Annotated in this window: 15 protein-coding genes and 2 riboswitches; of the genes, 7 read left to right on the top strand and 8 right to left on the bottom strand. The window is 73.5% G+C overall.

Going from position 1 to position 15,762, the window contains the following annotated elements:
- The first annotated feature begins 47 nt into the window (after nucleotides 1-47).
- Nucleotides 48-1,274, top strand: coding sequence for an ROK family transcriptional regulator (locus IGA62_RS26010; protein WP_145818415.1), 1,227 nt, complete (start codon nucleotides 48-50; stop codon nucleotides 1,272-1,274).
- Between the two features lie 42 nt (nucleotides 1,275-1,316).
- Here IGA62_RS26010 and IGA62_RS26015 read toward each other — a convergent pair whose 3' ends face one another.
- A complete protein-coding gene (locus IGA62_RS26015; RefSeq protein ID WP_145818414.1) occupies nucleotides 1,317-2,342 on the bottom strand; it encodes a hypothetical protein in 1,026 nt (341 codons plus the stop codon).
- Nucleotides 2,343-2,443: 101 nt separating this feature from the next.
- Here IGA62_RS26015 and IGA62_RS26020 point away from each other — a divergent pair, with 101 nt between their 5' ends.
- On the top strand, nucleotides 2,444-3,127 hold the full coding sequence (locus IGA62_RS26020) for a TetR/AcrR family transcriptional regulator (RefSeq protein ID WP_232624776.1): 684 nt from the start codon (nucleotides 2,444-2,446) through the stop codon (nucleotides 3,125-3,127).
- Between the two features lie 11 nt (nucleotides 3,128-3,138).
- Here IGA62_RS26020 and IGA62_RS26025 read toward each other — a convergent pair whose 3' ends face one another.
- Complete coding sequence (locus tag IGA62_RS26025) at nucleotides 3,139-3,837, bottom strand: TOPRIM nucleotidyl transferase/hydrolase domain-containing protein (protein WP_232624777.1); 699 nt, start codon at nucleotides 3,835-3,837, stop codon at nucleotides 3,139-3,141.
- Between the two features lie 234 nt (nucleotides 3,838-4,071).
- Between IGA62_RS26025 and IGA62_RS26030 the strand changes: the two genes are divergently transcribed.
- Nucleotides 4,072-4,332 (top strand): hypothetical protein, encoded by a 261-nt coding sequence (locus tag IGA62_RS26030; protein ID WP_145818413.1) that lies wholly within the window; start codon nucleotides 4,072-4,074, stop codon nucleotides 4,330-4,332.
- A 14-nt stretch (nucleotides 4,333-4,346) separates the two neighbouring features.
- Entirely contained in the window at nucleotides 4,347-4,643 is a 297-nt protein-coding gene (locus tag IGA62_RS26035; RefSeq protein ID WP_145818412.1) for a hypothetical protein, read from the top strand.
- A gap of 103 nt (nucleotides 4,644-4,746) precedes the next feature.
- On the opposite strand, the gene cobN is transcribed toward IGA62_RS26035, so the two are convergent.
- Nucleotides 4,747-8,385: a cobaltochelatase subunit CobN gene (cobN, locus tag IGA62_RS26040; RefSeq protein ID WP_145818411.1), complete on the bottom strand. Its 3,639-nt coding sequence runs from the start codon at nucleotides 8,383-8,385 to the stop codon at nucleotides 4,747-4,749.
- A gap of 72 nt (nucleotides 8,386-8,457) precedes the next feature.
- Nucleotides 8,458-8,535, bottom strand: a riboswitch (cobalamin riboswitch).
- A gap of 69 nt (nucleotides 8,536-8,604) precedes the next feature.
- On the opposite strand from cobN, the gene IGA62_RS26045 reads away from it, so the two are divergent.
- The 3 genes from IGA62_RS26045 to IGA62_RS26055 are packed head-to-tail and all read left to right on the top strand — an operon-like array spanning nucleotide 8,605 to nucleotide 11,944.
- Nucleotides 8,605-9,798, top strand: a complete 1,194-nt coding sequence (locus IGA62_RS26045; RefSeq protein ID WP_145818410.1) for a precorrin-3B synthase — start codon at nucleotides 8,605-8,607, stop codon at nucleotides 9,796-9,798.
- Nucleotides 9,795-10,424, top strand: coding sequence for a precorrin-8X methylmutase (locus IGA62_RS26050; protein WP_145818409.1), 630 nt, complete (start codon nucleotides 9,795-9,797; stop codon nucleotides 10,422-10,424). The genes IGA62_RS26045 and IGA62_RS26050 overlap by 4 nt, the downstream gene beginning before the upstream one ends.
- Nucleotides 10,421-11,944, top strand: a complete 1,524-nt coding sequence (locus IGA62_RS26055; protein ID WP_232624778.1) for a precorrin-2 C(20)-methyltransferase — start codon at nucleotides 10,421-10,423, stop codon at nucleotides 11,942-11,944. Before IGA62_RS26050 ends, IGA62_RS26055 begins: the two co-directional genes overlap by 4 nt.
- A gap of 195 nt (nucleotides 11,945-12,139) precedes the next feature.
- On the opposite strand, the gene IGA62_RS26060 is transcribed toward IGA62_RS26055, so the two are convergent.
- Genes IGA62_RS26060 through IGA62_RS26080 form a run of 5 tightly spaced genes read right to left on the bottom strand, consistent with a single transcriptional unit; the run spans nucleotide 12,140 to nucleotide 15,483 of the window.
- Nucleotides 12,140-12,907: a cobalt-precorrin-6A reductase gene (locus IGA62_RS26060; RefSeq protein ID WP_145818408.1), complete on the bottom strand. Its 768-nt coding sequence runs from the start codon at nucleotides 12,905-12,907 to the stop codon at nucleotides 12,140-12,142.
- Entirely contained in the window at nucleotides 12,904-13,725 is an 822-nt protein-coding gene (locus IGA62_RS26065) for an energy-coupling factor ABC transporter ATP-binding protein (RefSeq protein ID WP_145822001.1), read from the bottom strand. The genes IGA62_RS26060 and IGA62_RS26065 overlap by 4 nt, the downstream gene beginning before the upstream one ends.
- A 17-nt stretch (nucleotides 13,726-13,742) precedes the next feature.
- Nucleotides 13,743-14,489, bottom strand: a complete 747-nt coding sequence (gene cbiQ / locus IGA62_RS26070; protein ID WP_145818407.1) for a cobalt ECF transporter T component CbiQ — start codon at nucleotides 14,487-14,489, stop codon at nucleotides 13,743-13,745.
- On the bottom strand, nucleotides 14,489-14,806 hold the full coding sequence (locus IGA62_RS26075; protein ID WP_145818406.1) for an energy-coupling factor ABC transporter substrate-binding protein: 318 nt from the start codon (nucleotides 14,804-14,806) through the stop codon (nucleotides 14,489-14,491). The genes cbiQ and IGA62_RS26075 overlap by 1 nt, the downstream gene beginning before the upstream one ends.
- On the bottom strand, nucleotides 14,803-15,483 hold the full coding sequence (locus tag IGA62_RS26080) for an energy-coupling factor ABC transporter permease (RefSeq protein ID WP_145818405.1): 681 nt from the start codon (nucleotides 15,481-15,483) through the stop codon (nucleotides 14,803-14,805). The genes IGA62_RS26075 and IGA62_RS26080 overlap by 4 nt, the downstream gene beginning before the upstream one ends.
- 30 nt (nucleotides 15,484-15,513) lie before the next feature.
- Nucleotides 15,514-15,683: riboswitch (cobalamin riboswitch) on the bottom strand.
- Between the last annotated feature and the right edge of the window lie 79 nt (nucleotides 15,684-15,762).

The raw sequence follows: 15,762 nt of genomic DNA on the forward strand, positions 1-15,762 counted from the left end.
GGCCGGAGTCCGGGCGACACCGCCGCCCAGCAGGGAGAGCACGACAGGTGGACGCGAAGCGAGCGACCGTACGAGACATCCGACGGCGCAACCGCGCGGTACTGCTGTCCCGGCTCTACTTCGACGGACCGCTGAGCCAACAGGATCTCGTCGGCGGTACGGGGCTCAGCGGGGCCACGGTCAGCAGCCTCGTCGGCCAGATGGGCGAGGAGGGCCTGATCGAGGAGGCGGGTTCCGTCGGCTCCGACGGTGGCCGCCCGCGTACCCTGCTCCGGGTACGGCCGACGTACGGCTACCTGGTGGGGGTGGACGTCGGGGAGACCCGGGTGCGGGTCGAACTCTTCGACCTGTCCATGGGGCCGCTGGCCAAGGCGGACTTCCCGCTCGATCCGCAGGACCCGCGTGGTCGCGACCCCGAACCGATCGTGCGGCACATCCTCGCCGGGCTGGATCAGGTGGTCGAGGCCACCGGGGTGAGCCGACGGTCGCTGTTCGGCGTCGGCATCGGTGTGCCGGGGGTGGTGGAGCAGGGCCGCGAGGCGGTCGTGCACGCGCAGACCTTCGGCTGGACGGTCGTACCGCTGGAGGCCATGCTGCGCGACGGCGTCGGGGCCCGGATCCACATCGACAACGGCGCCAAGACGCTGGGTCAGGCCGAGTTGTGGTTCGGCACCGACCGCACCGTCCGGCACGCGGTGGTCGCGTTGATCGGGTCCGGTGTGGGCGCCGCCGTCATGACCAACGGCGTCAGCTACCGGGGAGCCAGCAGCAGCGCCGGCGAGTGGGGGCACACCACCATCGTCTACGGTGGCCGGGCCTGCCGGTGCGGTGCCCGGGGCTGCCTGGAGGCGTACGTGGGGGCCGGGGGAGTGCTGGACCGCTGGTACCGGGCCCGGGGCGGACCCGGTACCTCCGCCGTCGACGAGGAGTCGGAGATCGCAGCCCTGCTCACGGCGGCCGACACCTCGGCGGTCGCGGCGGACGTGCTCCACGAGACCGCCGGTTACCTGGGTGCCGGCATCGCGAATCTGATCAACCTGTTCAATCCCGAGCGGATCGTGCTCGGCGGCTGGGCGGGACTGGCCCTGGGTAACCGGCTGCTGCCGGAGATCCGCGCCGTGGCGGCCGCCCACGCGCTGCGTCACCCGTACGCGCAGACCACCATCGAACTGTGCCGGTTGGGCCCGGACGCGGTGTCCCTCGGTGCCGCGACGCTTCCGGTCGTCCACCTGCTGAGCAGCGGCGGCACCCGCCCTGGCGTCGGCCGCCGGTGAGCCGGTGGGCGCCGGCGCTGGGCCGGGCGCCGTCGGCGCGGGTCAGCCGGCGTAGCGTTCGGCGACCGTGGCGAAGGCGGCCTTGGGTTCCCAGGGCAGGTCGGGGTAGGTGTCGCCGCTGCCGCCGTCGAGCACCTTGACGATTCCGAGGCTGGCAAGGTCGAGGTCGTCGCGGGGATCGCCGTCGGGGCGGTGGGGCAGGCTTTCGAGCGCGAAGAGGAACACGAAGGCGCTGTCGACGCCCTCGCTGTCGAAGATGTCGAGCAGTTCGCCGAGGTACGCCGCCTGGCCGGCCTCGTCCCGCTCGTAGTGCCCGTCCAGTCGCAGTGGATCGCCGGTGGCCTCGTCGTACTCGAGGATCTCCATGCTGCGTGGTGCGACGTCGCCCGCCCCGCGCCAGGTCGCGGTGCCGAAACCGGTGACGGCGACCGGTCGGGGTTGGGCGACGAGACCGCGCACCCCGTCGCGGAACCGGTCGGCGACCTCCGCCGACCGGATGAGTTCGAGGGTCACGAAGTCGAACAGGTCCCAGTCGACACCCTCGAACGGTATGGCGGCGTAGGTGACCTTTCCGCGGAATCGTTCGCGGACGGCTGCCACGGCGGTGCGGAGGAACTCGTCGAGACGGGAGCGGACCTCGGCGATCCGCTCGATGCGGCCGTCCGGGTCGCCCAACAGGCGGCTGAGGCGTTCGTCGATACGGTCGCCGTCGACGAATCCCCGGTTCATGATGCTCAGCTCGACGCCGGTGACGAACACGACCTCGGCCCCCGCCGTACGTAGTCGCTCGGCACGCTCGGCGCAGTCGAGGAACAGGGCGAGGACCTGGTCGGTCGACAGGTCCAGCGGGTACGGCGAGAACCAGATCTCCAGTCCGAGGTCGGCGGCGACACGGGCGGCGATCTCCAGGCGCTGCGGGTCCCCACCGATGATCTGGACGCCATCGCAGTGCAGGTCGTCGCGGATGATGGTCAGCTCCCGCCGAACCCGTTCGGGGTCGAAGCGCTCCACCGAGTTGCGGCCGTCACGGACGAAGCCGGTGTCGTAGGTCATCCCCTTGACGCGCATGTCGTGGTCCTTCCGGTCGGGGTCAGGTAGGCGGCAACGCTACCGAATTCTTGCGTGCGCGCAAGTTTGCGTCTCCGCATGGAGTGTGCGATGGTGAGGGCGTGACAGCGGGTCGGCCCACGTTGCGGGAACGGAAGAAGCAGGCCACCAGGGAGGCGCTCCAGGCGGCGGCGCTGCGCCTCGCGCTGGAGCGCGGGCCGGAGAACGTCCGTGTCGACGACATCGCCGAGGCCGCAGGCGTGTCGCCGAGGACGTACAACAACTACTTCTCCAGCCGCGAGCAGGCGATCATCGCGGCGGTCACCGCGGAGCGCGCGTCACACGTCGCGGCAGCCGTGCTCGGCCGTCCCGCCGGTGTCAGCCTCGCCGACGCCGTCGTCGACGCCGTCGTCGGGCAGTACACCGACCCGGGGGACCATGCGCGTGACGCGCTGCTGATGATCACGAGCAGTTCCGCTCTGCGCGCCTGCTACGTCGACACCGTCACCGCGATCGAGGGACCGCTCGCCGAAGCCATCACCGGACGCTGCCCGGCCATGGACCGCCTGACCGCCCAGGTGCTGTCCGGCAGCGTCGGCGCGGCCGCCAGGGTCGCGCTTCGGCAGTGGTTGCAGTCCGCGAACGTGACGCCGTCGATGCCTGGTTTCGTCGTGCCGTCCGGGTCGCTGCCGGACCTTGTGCGGACCGCGTTGCTGCCGCTCGCACCGGCACTCGACGCAGCGGCGACCGGATCGGGCCCCGGACCCGGGGAGACGACCGAGCCACGACGACGGCCGAGGGTCTGACCTTCGGCGAGTCAGAGGGCGGTGAGCAGCGCGTCGAGCGGCCGAGGCAGGGTATCCCGGACGACTGCCGCCTCGACGAGCAACCGTGCGTAACGCAGCTTGCGGCGCGAGCCACTGCCCAGGAACCGCCGCATCTGCGCTTCCGGCCGTCGGCCACGCCAGGCCGGCTGGTTCCGCATCGAGCGGAACGACCCGAGGTCGCCCTGCGACTCGAAGAGCGCTTCGACCTCCACGGTGCCCACGGCGCGGATCAGCTCGTCCTCCAGATCGTCGACGCAGACGTGGAACCCGAGGGCTTCCAGGTCGGTGCGGGTGGGGGTCGAACCGGTCCGGGCGGCGAGGCCGCGCCGGAACAGCTCCTCCTCACGCAGGTCGCACAGGCCGGCGAGTCGCACCTGCAAAGGCCCCAGCATGGTCAGGAAGCGGCCGATCGCGTGCGCCCCGCCGATCGGCACGATCACGATCCGCTCCGCCCCGAGATCCCGGCCCCGGCCCACGGCGGCGGTCTCCAGGGCGATCTGGTCGCTGATGCCCTCGACGAGCACCACGGCCACGGCGTCGTCGACCTTCGCCAGGGCGCGGGCCGTCGCCAGGAGCGTGGCATCGGGCCCACTGACGTCGGGCCCACTGACGTCGGGGTAGCTCACGCGGGGGCGCCGCCCGACGGTGTGCCGTCCGACGGAGGTGTCGGCTCGGCGGATCGTGGCCATGGCAGCAATCATCGGCGACCCGCGGGTCTGCCGGCCAGGGAATTTGGCTCCGTCCTTCGACCGGCCGGCACAGGAGGAGGTGCCGCGGTGCGGGATGCCGCTCGTCCGGGCCGCGCGGTGGCCGGGGAGGGCTTCCCATACCGGCCGGCGCGCAGGTTGATCACAATCGGAGTCGCGTACGACCACGATGGAAGGACACGAGTGAAGCGCCGACTCCTGCACACCATGACGGCCTTGACCGTCGTTCTCGCCGGCTCGGCCGTGGCGACCGCACCGGCCTCGGCGAGCGACGCGCCCGGCACCGTCTGCACCCTGAAGGAGAACACCTGGTTGCGTACCGCGCCGCACGGCACGGTGCTGCTCACCCTGACGGCCGGGCGCGGGTTCCGCTACCACGGCCAGGGCTGGTCCGACGGCACCGACTGGATCTACGGCCATGGTGCCGAGTACCCGGACATCGACGGCTGGGTTCCGGCCGGCAACACCACCTGCTGAGGAAAGGGACACGAGTGAAGCGTTCACTTCTGCACATCACGACGGCCGTGACCGTCGTTCTCGCCGGCTCGGCCGTGGTGGCCGCACCGGCCTCGGCGAGCGACGCGCCCGGTGCCGTCTGCACGTTGACGGAGAACACCTGGCTGCGTACCGCGCCGCACGGCACGGTGCTGCGGACCCTGACCGCCGGGCGCGGGTTCCGGTACCACTGGCACGGCTGGGCCGAGGACGACGACGTCTGGATCTATGGCCACGGTGCCGAGTACCCGGACATCGACGGCTGGGTTCCACGGCGCAACACCACCTGCTGAGTGATGCCGGGGACGACCGCAGTCCTCTGCGGTCGTCCCCGGCACCCGTCGTCACCTGCGGCGCTGGGCCACCGTCCCGCCCCGGGCGGGACGACGACCCAGGTCAGTTCCCGTCCTCCAGGTCGCCCTCGACCTCCAGGTACGCCTGGCGCAGCGCGTCCATCAGCTCCGGGTCCGGCTTGGCCCACAGCCCCCGGTCGGCGGCCTCGGTGAGCCGCTCGACGATGCCGCGCAGCGCCCACGGGTTCGACCGGCGCAGGAAGCGCTGGTTCTCCGGGTCCAGGACGTAGCTCTGGGCGAGCTGCTCGTACATCCAGTCGGTGACCACTCCGGCGGTCGCGTCGTAGCCGAACAGGTAGTCCACCGTCGCGGCCATCTCGAACGCGCCCTTGTACCCGTGCCGGCGCATCGCCGCCATCCAGCGCGGGTTGACCACCCGGGCCCGGAACACCCGCGCGGTCTCCTCGGTCAGCGACCGGGTCCGCACCGCGTCCGGCGTGGTGCTGTCGCCGATGTACGCGCGCGGCGCCTGGCCGGTCAGCGCGCGTACCGTGGCGATCATGCCGCCGTGGTACTGGAAGTAGTCGTCGGAGTCGGCGATGTCGTGCTCGCGGGTGTCGGTGTTCTTCGCCGCCACCGCGATCCGCCGGTACGCCGACTCCATGTCCTGCCGGGCCGGTCGGCCCTCCAGGCCGCGACCGTAGGCGAAGCCACCCCAGACGGTGTACACCTCGGCCAGGTCGGCGTCGTCGCGCCAGTTGCCGCTGTCGATCAGCGGCAGCAGCCCCGCCCCGTACGCCCCGGGCTGGGAGCCGAAGATGCGGGTGGTGGCCCGCCGCTCGTCGCCGTGCTCCCCGAGGTCGGCGCGGGCGTGCGCGGCGAGGTAGTTCTCCTCCTCCGACTCGTCGAGCGCGGCGACCGCCCGGATCGCGTCGTCGAGCAGCAGCACCACGTGCGGGAAGGCGTCCCGGAAGAAGCCGCTGATGCGCACGGTCACGTCGATGCGTGGCCGGCCCAGGTCAGCCAGCGGGACGACCTCGAAGCCGGTGACCCGCCGGGACATCTCGTCCCAGGTCGGCTGCACGCCGATCAGCGCCAGCACCTCGGCGATGTCGTCACCGGCGGTGCGCATCGCGGAGGTGCCCCACACCGACAGCCCCACCGACCGGGGCCACTCGCCGGTGTCCCGGCGGTACCGCTCGGCCAGCGAGGTGGCCATCGCCTGCCCGGTCTCCCAGGCCAGCCGGCTCGGGATCGCCTTCGGGTCGACGGTGTAGAAGTTGCGGCCGGTCGGCAGCACGTTGACCAGGCCACGCAGCGGGGAGCCGCTCGGCCCGGCCGGGACGTACCCGCCGTCGAGGGCGTGCAGCACCGCGTCGATCTCGCCGGTGGTGCCCGCCAGCCGGGGCGCGACCTCGGTCGCGGCGAACGTCAGCACCGTCCGGACGGCGTCGGCGTGCGGAGCGTCGTCGCCGAGCACCTCGGTGCAGACACCGGCCACGGCCTCCGCCGCCCAGCCGTGCCGCTCCATCGCCTCGGCGAGCCGCCGCGCGACCGCTTCGACCCGGTCCACCTCGGCGGTCTGCTCCGCAGCCGTCTCGTCCAGCCCGAGCGCGGTCCGCAGGCCCGGCACCGCGCCGACCTGCCCGCCGAAAACCTGCCGGGCACGCAGGATCGCCAGGATCAGGTTGACCCGCGCCTCACCGGTCGGCGCCTGCCCGAGCACGTGCAGGCCGTCGCGGATCTGGGCGTCCTTGATCTCGCAGAGCCAGCCGTCGACGTGCAGCAGGAACTCGTCGAACTCGGCGTCGTGCGGGCGCTGCTCCAGCCCGAGGTCGTGGTCGAGGCGGGCGGCCTGGATGAGCGTCCAGATCTGCTGGCGGATCGCCGGCAGCTTCGCCGGGTCCATGGTGGAGATGTTCGCGTACTCGTCGAGCAGCTGCTCCAGTCGGGCGATGTCGCCGTAGCTCTCCGCCCGGGCCATCGGCGGGACGAGGTGGTCGACGATGGTGGCGTGCGCCCGGCGCTTCGCCTGCGCGCCCTCGCCCGGGTCGTTGACCAGGAACGGGTAGATCAGCGGCAGTTCGCCGAGGACCGCGTCCGGGCCGCAGGAGGCGGAGAGGCCGACGTTCTTGCCGGGCAGCCACTCCAGCGAGCCGTGCTTGCCCAGGTGCACCACGGCGTGCGCGCCGAACTCCTCGTCCAGCCAACGGTAGGCGGCGAGATAGTGGTGCGTGGGCGGCAGGTCCGGGTCGTGGTAGATCGCCACCGGGTTCTCGCCGAACCCACGCGGCGGCTGGATCATCAGCAGCACGTTCCCGGCGCGCAGGCCGGCCAGCACGATGTCCCCGTCGGCGTTGGACGACCGGTCGACGAACAGCTCGCCCGGGGCCGGCCCCCAGTGCTCGGTCATCGCCTCCCGCAGGTCGTCGGGGAGCGCGTCGAACCAGCGGCGGTAGGTGGCCGCCGGCACCCGCACCGGGTTGCCGGCCAGCTTCTCCTCGGTGAGCCACTCCGGATCCTGCCCACCGGCGGCGATCAGGGCGTGGATGAAGCGGTCGCCGTCGGCGTCGTCGCCGTCCCCGCCGGGCACCAGGCCGGGCAGGGCCTCCGGACCGTCGATCGGGCCGACGTCGTAGCCGGCGTCCCGCAGCTCGCGCAGCAGACGGACCGCACTGGCCGGGGTGTCCAGGCCGACCGCGTTGCCGACCCGCGCGTGCTTGGTCGGGTACGCCGAGAGCACGACCGCGATCCGCCGCTGCGCCGGGGGAACGTGCCGCAGCCGGGCGTGGCGCACGGCGATGCCGGCCACCCGCCGGGCCCGCTCCGGGTCGGCCACGTAGTGCGGCAGCCCGTCGGCGTCGGTCTCCTTGAACGAGAACGGGACGGTGATCAGGCGTCCGTCGAACTCCGGCACCGCGACCTGGGTGGCGGCGTCCAGCGGGCTCAGCCCGTCGTCGCTGTCCGCCCACGTCCGGCGGTCGCTGGTCAGCGCGAGCGCCTGGATGATCGGCACGTCCAGCGCGGCCAGCGCGCCGACGTCCCAGGCGTCGTCGTCGCCACCGGCGGACGCCTCCGCCGGCCGGGTGCCACCGGCGGCGAGCACGGTGACCAGCAGCGCGTCCGCCCGGCCGAGGGTGCGCAGCAGCTCGGCATCGGCGGTACGCAGGCTCGCGCAGTACACCGGCAACGGCACCCCGCCGGCGTCCTCGATCGCCGCGCAGAGCCCCTCGACGAAGGCGGTGTTCCCGCTGAGCTGGTGTGCCCGGTAGAAGAGGACGGCCACGGTCGGCCCGTCGACCTGCCGGCCCGTCCGCTCCAGCAGCCCCCACGTGGGCTGCTCGGCCGGTGGCGCGAAGCCCTGCCCGGTGAGCAGCACCGTGTCGCTGAGGAAGGCGTGCAGCTCGCGGAGATTGTCCGGCCCGCCCTGGGCCAGGTAGGCGTGCGCCTCGGTGGCGATGCCCCGGGGCACGGTGGAGCGCGCCATCAGGTCCGCGTCGGGCAGCGCCTCGCCGCCGAGCGCCACGACCGGGACGTTCCCGGCGAGCAGGGTGTCCAGGCCCTGCTGCCACATCCGGTAACCGCCGAGGATCCGGACGACCACCAGGTCGACACCGTCGAGCAGGGTGGTCAGCTCGGCCGGATCGTCGCCGAGCCGGGCCGGGTTGGCCAGGCGGTAGTCCGCCGAACTGGCCCGCGCGCTCAGCAGGTCGGTGTCCGAGGTGGACAAGAGCAGGATCATGACGTAACTCGGCCAGGCATGGCTGACTCCTCCCCGGGTCCGCGCCCGTGGTCGTCGCTCGCGGCCAGCCGAAGTGTCTGGCTCCCGGTCCGGCGGGGACGCCGATCCGGTGACAGTGGCGGGACCGCCCCGGACTCGCACCGGGTTCCTCCGCGCCGACCGCGTGATGCTGATCTCGGCGCGGATCCGCGCCCAGAACCACGACTCTACGATGACGAGGTGCCCGATGTCTCCTCCCCGTCCCGTCGTCCCGCCGACGACCGCTGCCCGGGAGCGCTCCGCGCCCACCAGGCCGCCGACGGGGCACTGGTCCGCGTCCGGATCCCCGGAGGTCGGCTCGACCCCGCGCAGGTGCGGTGTCTGGCCACGGCGGCGCGCCGCGACGGCGACGGCACGCTGGAGCTGACCTCCCGGGGCAACGTGCAGGTGCGGGGCATCACCGACCCGGCCGGCGTCGACCGCATCGCGTCCGCCCTGGTCGGGGTGGGCCTGCTGCCCAGCGCCACCCACGAGCGGGTCCGCAACATCGTCGCCTCGCCGTTGAGTGGCCTGGACGCCACCGGCCGCGTCGACGTACGCCCGCTGGTGGGCGCGGTGGACGCCGCGCTCTGCGCCGCCGGAGACCTCGCCGGACTCAGTGGCCGGTTCCTGATCGCCCTCGACGACGGCCGGGGCGACCTCACCGGCCTCGGCGCGGATCTCTGCTGGACGGCCGGAACCGGCGCGCTCCTGGTCAGCGGCACTGACGTCGGCATCCGGGTGACCACCGACGTGCCCGCCGCGATCGTCACCGCCGCCCGGGTGTTCCTGCGGCTCTGCGCCGGACGTACCGGGCTGTGGCGGATCGCCGACCTGCCGGACGCCCCGGCCGCGATCGCCGCCGCGCTGGACGGCCCGCAGGCCACGCCGGTGGAGCCACCCCGTGGCCTCCCGCCCACGGTCGGCGTCCACCCCGCGGGCTTCACGGTCGTCGCCGCGCCGCTCGGCCGGCTCACCGCCGACCAGGCCGACACGCTCGCCGCCGTCGCGTCCACGCTGGTGGTGACCCCCTGGCGCACCGTGGTCGTCACGTCCGCCGAGCCCACGGCGGTGTCCACGCTGGCCACCGCCGGACTGGTCGTCGATCCCGCCTCACCGTGGGTCGGCGTGACCTCCTGCACCGGCCGGCCGGGCTGTGAGAAGTCCCTCGCCGACGTCCGCGCCGACGCCACCGCCGCCCTGGCCGCCGCCGGCCCGCGTACCCCGGAGGCGTTGCCGCTGCACTGGGCCGGCTGTGACCGGTGCTGCGGACGGCCGGCGGGCCCGGCGGCTCTGGCGGTGGCCACCGGCTCGGGATACCGTGTCGCGGGCCCGGCAGGGGAACACCACGGGCCGATCGGCGTCCGACTGGCACAGGCACGGGGAGCACAGTGAGCTACGACTACGTCCGCGAGGGCGCCGAGATCTACCGGCGGTCCTTCGCCACCATCCGGGCCGAGGCCGACCTGTCCCGGCTGCCCGGTGACGTCGCCCAGGTCGTCGTCCGGATGATCCACGCCTGCGGAATGGTCGATCTCGTCGACGACGTGGCGGCCCATCCGGACGTGGTCTCCGCCGGCCGGGCCGCCCTGGCGGCCGGCGCGCCGATCCTCTGCGACGCGGCCATGGTCGCCGCCGGGGTCACCCGGGCCCGGCTGCCGGTCGACAACGAGGTGGTCTGCACCCTGCGCGACCCGGCGGTGCCGGACCTGGCCCGGAAGCTCGGCACCACCCGCAGCGCCGCCGCCATGGAGCTGTGGCGGGACCGGCTCGACGGCGCGGTCGTCGCCATCGGCAACGCCCCGACCGCCCTGTTCCGGCTGCTGGAGATGATCGACGAGGGCGCGGGCCGGCCCGCCGCGATCGTCGGGGTGCCGGTCGGCTTCATCGGGGCCGTCGAGTCCAAACAGGCCCTCGCGGCACACCCGGCGGGGATCCCGTACCTGGTCGTGCACGGTCGCAGGGGCGGCAGCGCGGTCACCGCCGCGGCTGTCAACGGCATCGCTAACGAGGTGGAGTGAACGTGTCCCCAACCGGCAGGCTCTACGGCGTCGGTGTCGGCCCCGGTGATCCCGAGCTGCTGACCGTCAAGGCGGCCCGGCTGATCGCCGAGGCCGACGTGGTCGCCTACTACTCCGCCCGGCACGGGCGCAGCATCGCCCGCTCGATCGCCGAGGGCCTGCTGCGCGAGCACCACGTGGAGGAACCGCTGGTCTACCCGGTGACCACGGAGGACACCGACGACCCGGGCGGGTACGAGGGCGTCATCCGGCAGTTCTACGACGACAGCGCCGAACGGCTCGCCGTCCACCTCGCCGCCGGGCGCACCGTCGTGGTCCTCTGCGCCGGTGACCCGATGTTCTACGGCTCCTACATGTACCTGCACGAGCGCCTCGCCCACCGGTTCCCGGCCGAGGTGGTGCCGGGCGTGACCTCGGTCAGCGCCGCGTCGGCCGTCCTCGGTCGCCCCCTCGTGGAACGGGACGAGGTGCTGACCATCCTGCCCGGCACCCTGCCGGCGGAGGAACTGTCCCGCCGCCTCGCCGACACCGACGCCGCCGCCGTGCTCAAGCTCGGCCGCACCTTCGACAACGTCCGTGCCGCCCTCGACGACGCCGGACGCCTGCCGGAGGCCTGGTACGTCGAGCGGGCCACCTCGTCGCGGAGCCGGCACGCCCCGCTGGCCGAGGTCCCCGCCGACGAGGTGCCGTACTTCTCGCTGGCGATGCTGCCCAGCCCCACCAGCGCGGCGGCCCGCGACGACCTGCCCGCCCCGGCCCCGGCCACCGGCCGGGGTGAGGTCACCGTGGTCGGCCTCGGCCCGGCCGGACCCCGCTGGCTCACCCCGGAGGTGGCCCGGGCGCTGCGCGAGGCCGAACACCTCGTCGGCTACGGCCCGTACGTCGACCGGGTGCCGGTCCGCCCCGGACAGCAGCGGCACACCTCCGGCAACCAGGTGGAGACCGAACGGGCCGCGCACGCCCTCGAACTGGCGCTCGACGGAGCCCGGGTGGTGGTCGTCTCCTCCGGCGACCCGGGCGTGTTCGCGATGGCCAGCGCCGTCTACGAGGTGGCCACCGGCCAGCCCCGGTTCGCCGGGGTGCCGGTGCGGGTCCTGCCCGGCCTGACCGCCGCCCAGGCCGCCGCGAGCCGCATCGGCGCGCCGCTCGGGCACGACTTCGCGGTGATGTCCCTCTCCGACCGGCTCAAGCCGTGGCCGGTCATCGAGTCCCGCCTCGCCGCCGCCTCGGCGGCGGACCTGGTGCTCGCCCTCTACAACCCGGCCTCGGCCAGCCGCCGCTGGCAGGTGGGCGCGGCCAAGGACGTCCTGCTGCGCCACCGCGACCCGAAGACCCCGGTGGTCGTCGCGCGGGACGTGGGCCGCCCGGGGGAGAAGCTCACCGTGGTGTCGCTGGGCGACCTCGACCCGGAGACGGTCGACATGAAGTGTCTGCTGATCATCGGATCGTCCACCACCCAGGTCAGCACCCGGGGGGACGACTCGGTGGTGGTCTGGACGCCGCGCACCTACCCGGCCTGACACGGCGGCACGGCCCGGGTGGACGCAGCTCAGCGACCACCCGGGCCGCGCCGGACGTACGCGGCAGTTTCTGGTGCCTCGTCTTTGAACGTCGACCGGGTTGTCGGTTACCGCACGGGGCTGTGGCAGCTCAGATGTACGACACGCCGAGCGGATCACACCTCGGCCAGCCACGAAGCCTCGGATTGGTGGGGGTCACCCAGCCGGCAGGTGTAGGTCCAGCCAGCGCACCGCGTCGTCGACCGTGGTCACCGTCGCGGGCGGGTGGGCCGGTGCCGGCCGGTCGACCATCAGCACCGGCAGGCCCAGGTGACGGGCGGCGGTCAGCTTCGCCTCGGTGAGCGCGCCGCCGCTGTCCTTGGTGACGACCACGTCGATGTCGTGTTCGCGGATCAGCGCGGTCTCCCCGTCCACCGTGTACGGGCCTCGGCTGCGCAGCAGGCGCACGTGCGCCGGCAGCGGGCCGTCCGGGGCGTCGACCACCCGGGCGAGGAACCACAGGTCGGTCAGGGGCGTGAACGTCGCCAGGCTCTGCCGGCCGGTGGTCAGCAGCACCCGCCGACCCAGCGTCGGCAGCGCCGCGACGGCGGCGGCCAGGTCGGCGACCCGGTGCCAGCGGTCGGCCGGCTGTGCCGTCCAGCCCGGCCGCTCCAACCGCAGGTGCGGCACACCGGCCGTGGCGGCAGCGTCGATGCCCGAGACCCGCATCCGGGCCGCGTAGGGGTGGGTGGCGTCCACCACCGCGTCGATCCGGTGTTCGGTCAGCCACCGGGCCAGGCCGGTCGCGCCGCCGAACCCGCCGATGCGCACCTCACCGACCGGCAGCCGGGGATCGGCCACCCGACCGGCCAGCGACGAGACGACCGAGACGTCGGAGCGGGTGGTGACCGCCGCCGCGAGGGCGCGGGCCTCGGCCGTGCCGCCGAGGATCAGCAGCCGCCACCTCGCCGTCGTGACGGTCATGCGGGTTCCTCCTCGGTGGTCGTCAGCAGGGCCGCCAGTTCGGCGGCGGAGCGGGGCCGGGCTCCGGACAGGTGGGGCAACCGGTCGATCAGCCGGTGCACCAGAGGAGCCCAGGCGGGCGTCAGCCGGGCCGCCGCGAGCAGGTCCGGGTCGGCCAGCGCCTCGGTGGTGGGCACCCGGCGTACGCCGCCGTCGGCCACGACCACCACCTCGTCCGCCCACCGGAACGCCAGGTCGACGTCGTGGGTGGAGACCATGATGGTGGTCCCGGCGGCGTGCAGGTCGTCGAGGGTGCGCAGCAGCGTCTCCACGCCCGCGGGGTCGAGTCCGGCGGTCGGCTCGTCGAGGATCAGCAGCTCCGGGCGGAGCGCCACCGCCCCGGCGATGGCCACCCGCTTGCGCTGGCCGTAGGAGAGCAGGTGGGTGGGGCGGTCCGCCAGCGCGGTGATCTGCAGGGCGGCCAACGCCTCGTCGCAGCGCTGCCGTACCTGCTCGGGGCTAAGCCCGAGGTTCACCGGTCCGAAGGAGACGTCCTGCCGGACGCTGGCGGAGAACAACTGGTCGTCGGGGTCCTGAAGCACCAGTTGCACGCGCTGTCGCAGGTCCAGCAGGCCCGCCCGGTTACGCCGGACCGGCTTTCCGGCCACCTCGATGCGGCCGGTGTCCGGGGCCAGCGCGCCGACCGCCAGCCGGAACAGGGTGGTCTTCCCACCGCCGTTGGGACCCACGACGGCCAGCCGCTGACCGGGCAGGACGGCCAGGTCGACGCCGGTGAACACGGGCTGGCGGGGCTGGTAGGCGAAGTCCACCCCGGACATCCGCAGCAGCGGTTCGGTCACCGCCACCGTCCACCCGAGAGGACCGTCAGCATGACGATCGCGGTCAGCAGTGCGACGGTCGCGACCACGAAGGGCGGGGAGAGTCGTCGGACCTCCACCTGCACCGCCAGCGAGCCGGTGTAGCCCCGTACCGCCAGGCCCTCCTCGAGCCGGCGGGCCCGGGTGAAGGCCCGGACGAAGATCGCCCCGGCCTGCCCGGCCAGAGACCGGTACGTCGTGCGCCAGGTCCGGTAGCCCAACCGCGCCGCCTGCGCCTCCCGTACCGCACGCACGCTGTCGACCAGCAGGAACAGCATCCGGTACGTCAGCGCGGCGACCTCGGTCACCGCCGGCGGCACGCCGAGCCGGACCAGCCTCGGCAGGACGTCGGAGAGGGGAGTGGTGGCACTGAACAGCAGCAGGCACAGCAGGGCCGCCGCCGCCCGGCCGGTGGTCGTCGCCGCCAACCCGGCCCCGGCCGGGTTCCAGCCGATCCGGGTCGGGGAGTGCACGGAGACCAGCAGGGGCAGCGCGGAGGTGGCGATGAACAGCGCCGGCACCCGGGCCGCCCGCAACAGCACCGGCACGGGCACCCGGGCCGGACCGACGAGCAGCAGCGCGGCGGCGGTGCCCGCCAACGCGGCTCCCGGCCAGGTGGGCAGGATCACCGCGCAGCCCAGCAGGCCCAGCGCCAGCAGTGCCTTCTCGCCCGGGTGCCGTAGCCGCCAGGGACCGGTGTGCGCGGCGACGTCGAGGGCGAACACTAGTCGGCGGAGGCGTTGGTGTCGCGCAGCCGCTGCCGGGTGCGGGCGACCCCGAAGTAGTAGCCGAGGAAGCCGGCGCCCACCGCCGCCTGGAGGGCGAACAGGCCCGACTCGATCTCGGCGGAGGGCGGCTCGTAGATGGCGGAGAACCACGGCTCGTAGTCCGGGTGGTCGGTGACGATCGCCTCCTCCGCCTGGGCGTCGGCGCCGGCGAACGGCTCCTCGGCCGATCCGCCGAGCCCGAGCAGCAGCGGGGCCGCGGCCAGCGCGACCACCGCCAGTAGCAGGAGCAGGTTGACCCGTCCGAAGCGCTTCACGCCGGTACCTCCTGGGGCTTGCGCAGCACGCCGAGGCGCCGCAGATCGTCTCCGCTGACCCGGGTGAGCAGCCGTACCACCAGCACCGACAGCAGTCCCTCGCTGATCGCGAGGGGTATCTGGGTGACGGCGAAGATCCCGGCGAACTTCGCCAACGCGCCGAGGAAACCGGACGTCGGGTCGGGGAACGCCCACGCGAGCTGCATGCTCGTGACGCAGTAGGTCGCCAGGCCGCCCAGCGCGGCGGCCAGGAAGACCGCCACGTCGAGCCCGCCGCCGAGGCGGCGGGTCAGCAGGTAGACGCCGTAGGCCACCCAGGGGCCGACGACGGCCATCGAGAAGACGTTGGCACCGAGGGTGCTCAGCCCGCCGTGGGCCAGCAGGACCGCCTGGAACAGCAGCACGAGGCCACCGAGGACGCTCATCACCGGGGGCCGGAACAGCACCGTGCCGAGGCCGGTGCCGGTGGGGTGGGACGAGGATCCGGTCACCGACGGGATCTTCAGGGCCGACAGTGCGAAGGTGAAGGCACCCGCCGCTCCCAGCAACAACTTGGATTCGGGGTCCTGCCGGACCTGCCGGACCAGAGCCCGGCTGCCGTGGACGACGAAGGGTGCGGACGCCGCGAACCATGCCGCTGCCTGCACCGGGGGTAGGTACCCCTCGGCGATGTGCATCGAAGACCTTCCTCTCCAGCACCTCGTGGACGAGATCCGTGCATCAAGGCCGGTCTCCTGGCTCCCGGATCGATGCTTCCCCCGGCCTTCCCAGGCCGTCGGCCTAGTGGCGCAAGTCGGAGGTCACTCCCCGGTCACAGTGGCGAGGGCCGCGCCGGTCTTCCACCGGCTTCCCGTGCACCTTGACGGCGAGAGGCTATCGACCCGCCACCCGGCGGGGCAAGCGGCCCGTCCCTCCGTGGCCGCTATTGCACATCATTGGCAACTGCGTCAGGATGG

This window comes from Micromonospora sagamiensis (assembly GCF_014680085.1).
In the GTDB taxonomy this organism is placed as follows: domain Bacteria; phylum Actinomycetota; class Actinomycetes; order Mycobacteriales; family Micromonosporaceae; genus Micromonospora; species Micromonospora inyonensis.

Excerpts from the sequence above, each read along its gene's own strand:
- IGA62_RS26025 (WP_232624777.1), bottom strand. The coding sequence starts at position 3,837 with ATGGCCACGATCCGCCGAGCCGACACCTCCGTCGGACGGCACACCGTC.
- IGA62_RS26015 (WP_145818414.1), bottom strand. The coding sequence starts at position 2,342 with ATGCGCGTCAAGGGGATGACCTACGACACCGGCTTCGTCCGTGACGGC.
- cobN (WP_145818411.1), bottom strand. The coding sequence starts at position 8,385 with ATGATCCTGCTCTTGTCCACCTCGGACACCGACCTGCTGAGCGCGCGG.
- IGA62_RS26060 (WP_145818408.1), bottom strand. The coding sequence starts at position 12,907 with ATGACCGTCACGACGGCGAGGTGGCGGCTGCTGATCCTCGGCGGCACG.
- IGA62_RS26080 (WP_145818405.1), bottom strand. The coding sequence starts at position 15,483 with ATGCACATCGCCGAGGGGTACCTACCCCCGGTGCAGGCAGCGGCATGG.
- IGA62_RS26065 (WP_145822001.1), bottom strand. The coding sequence starts at position 13,725 with ATGTCCGGGGTGGACTTCGCCTACCAGCCCCGCCAGCCCGTGTTCACC.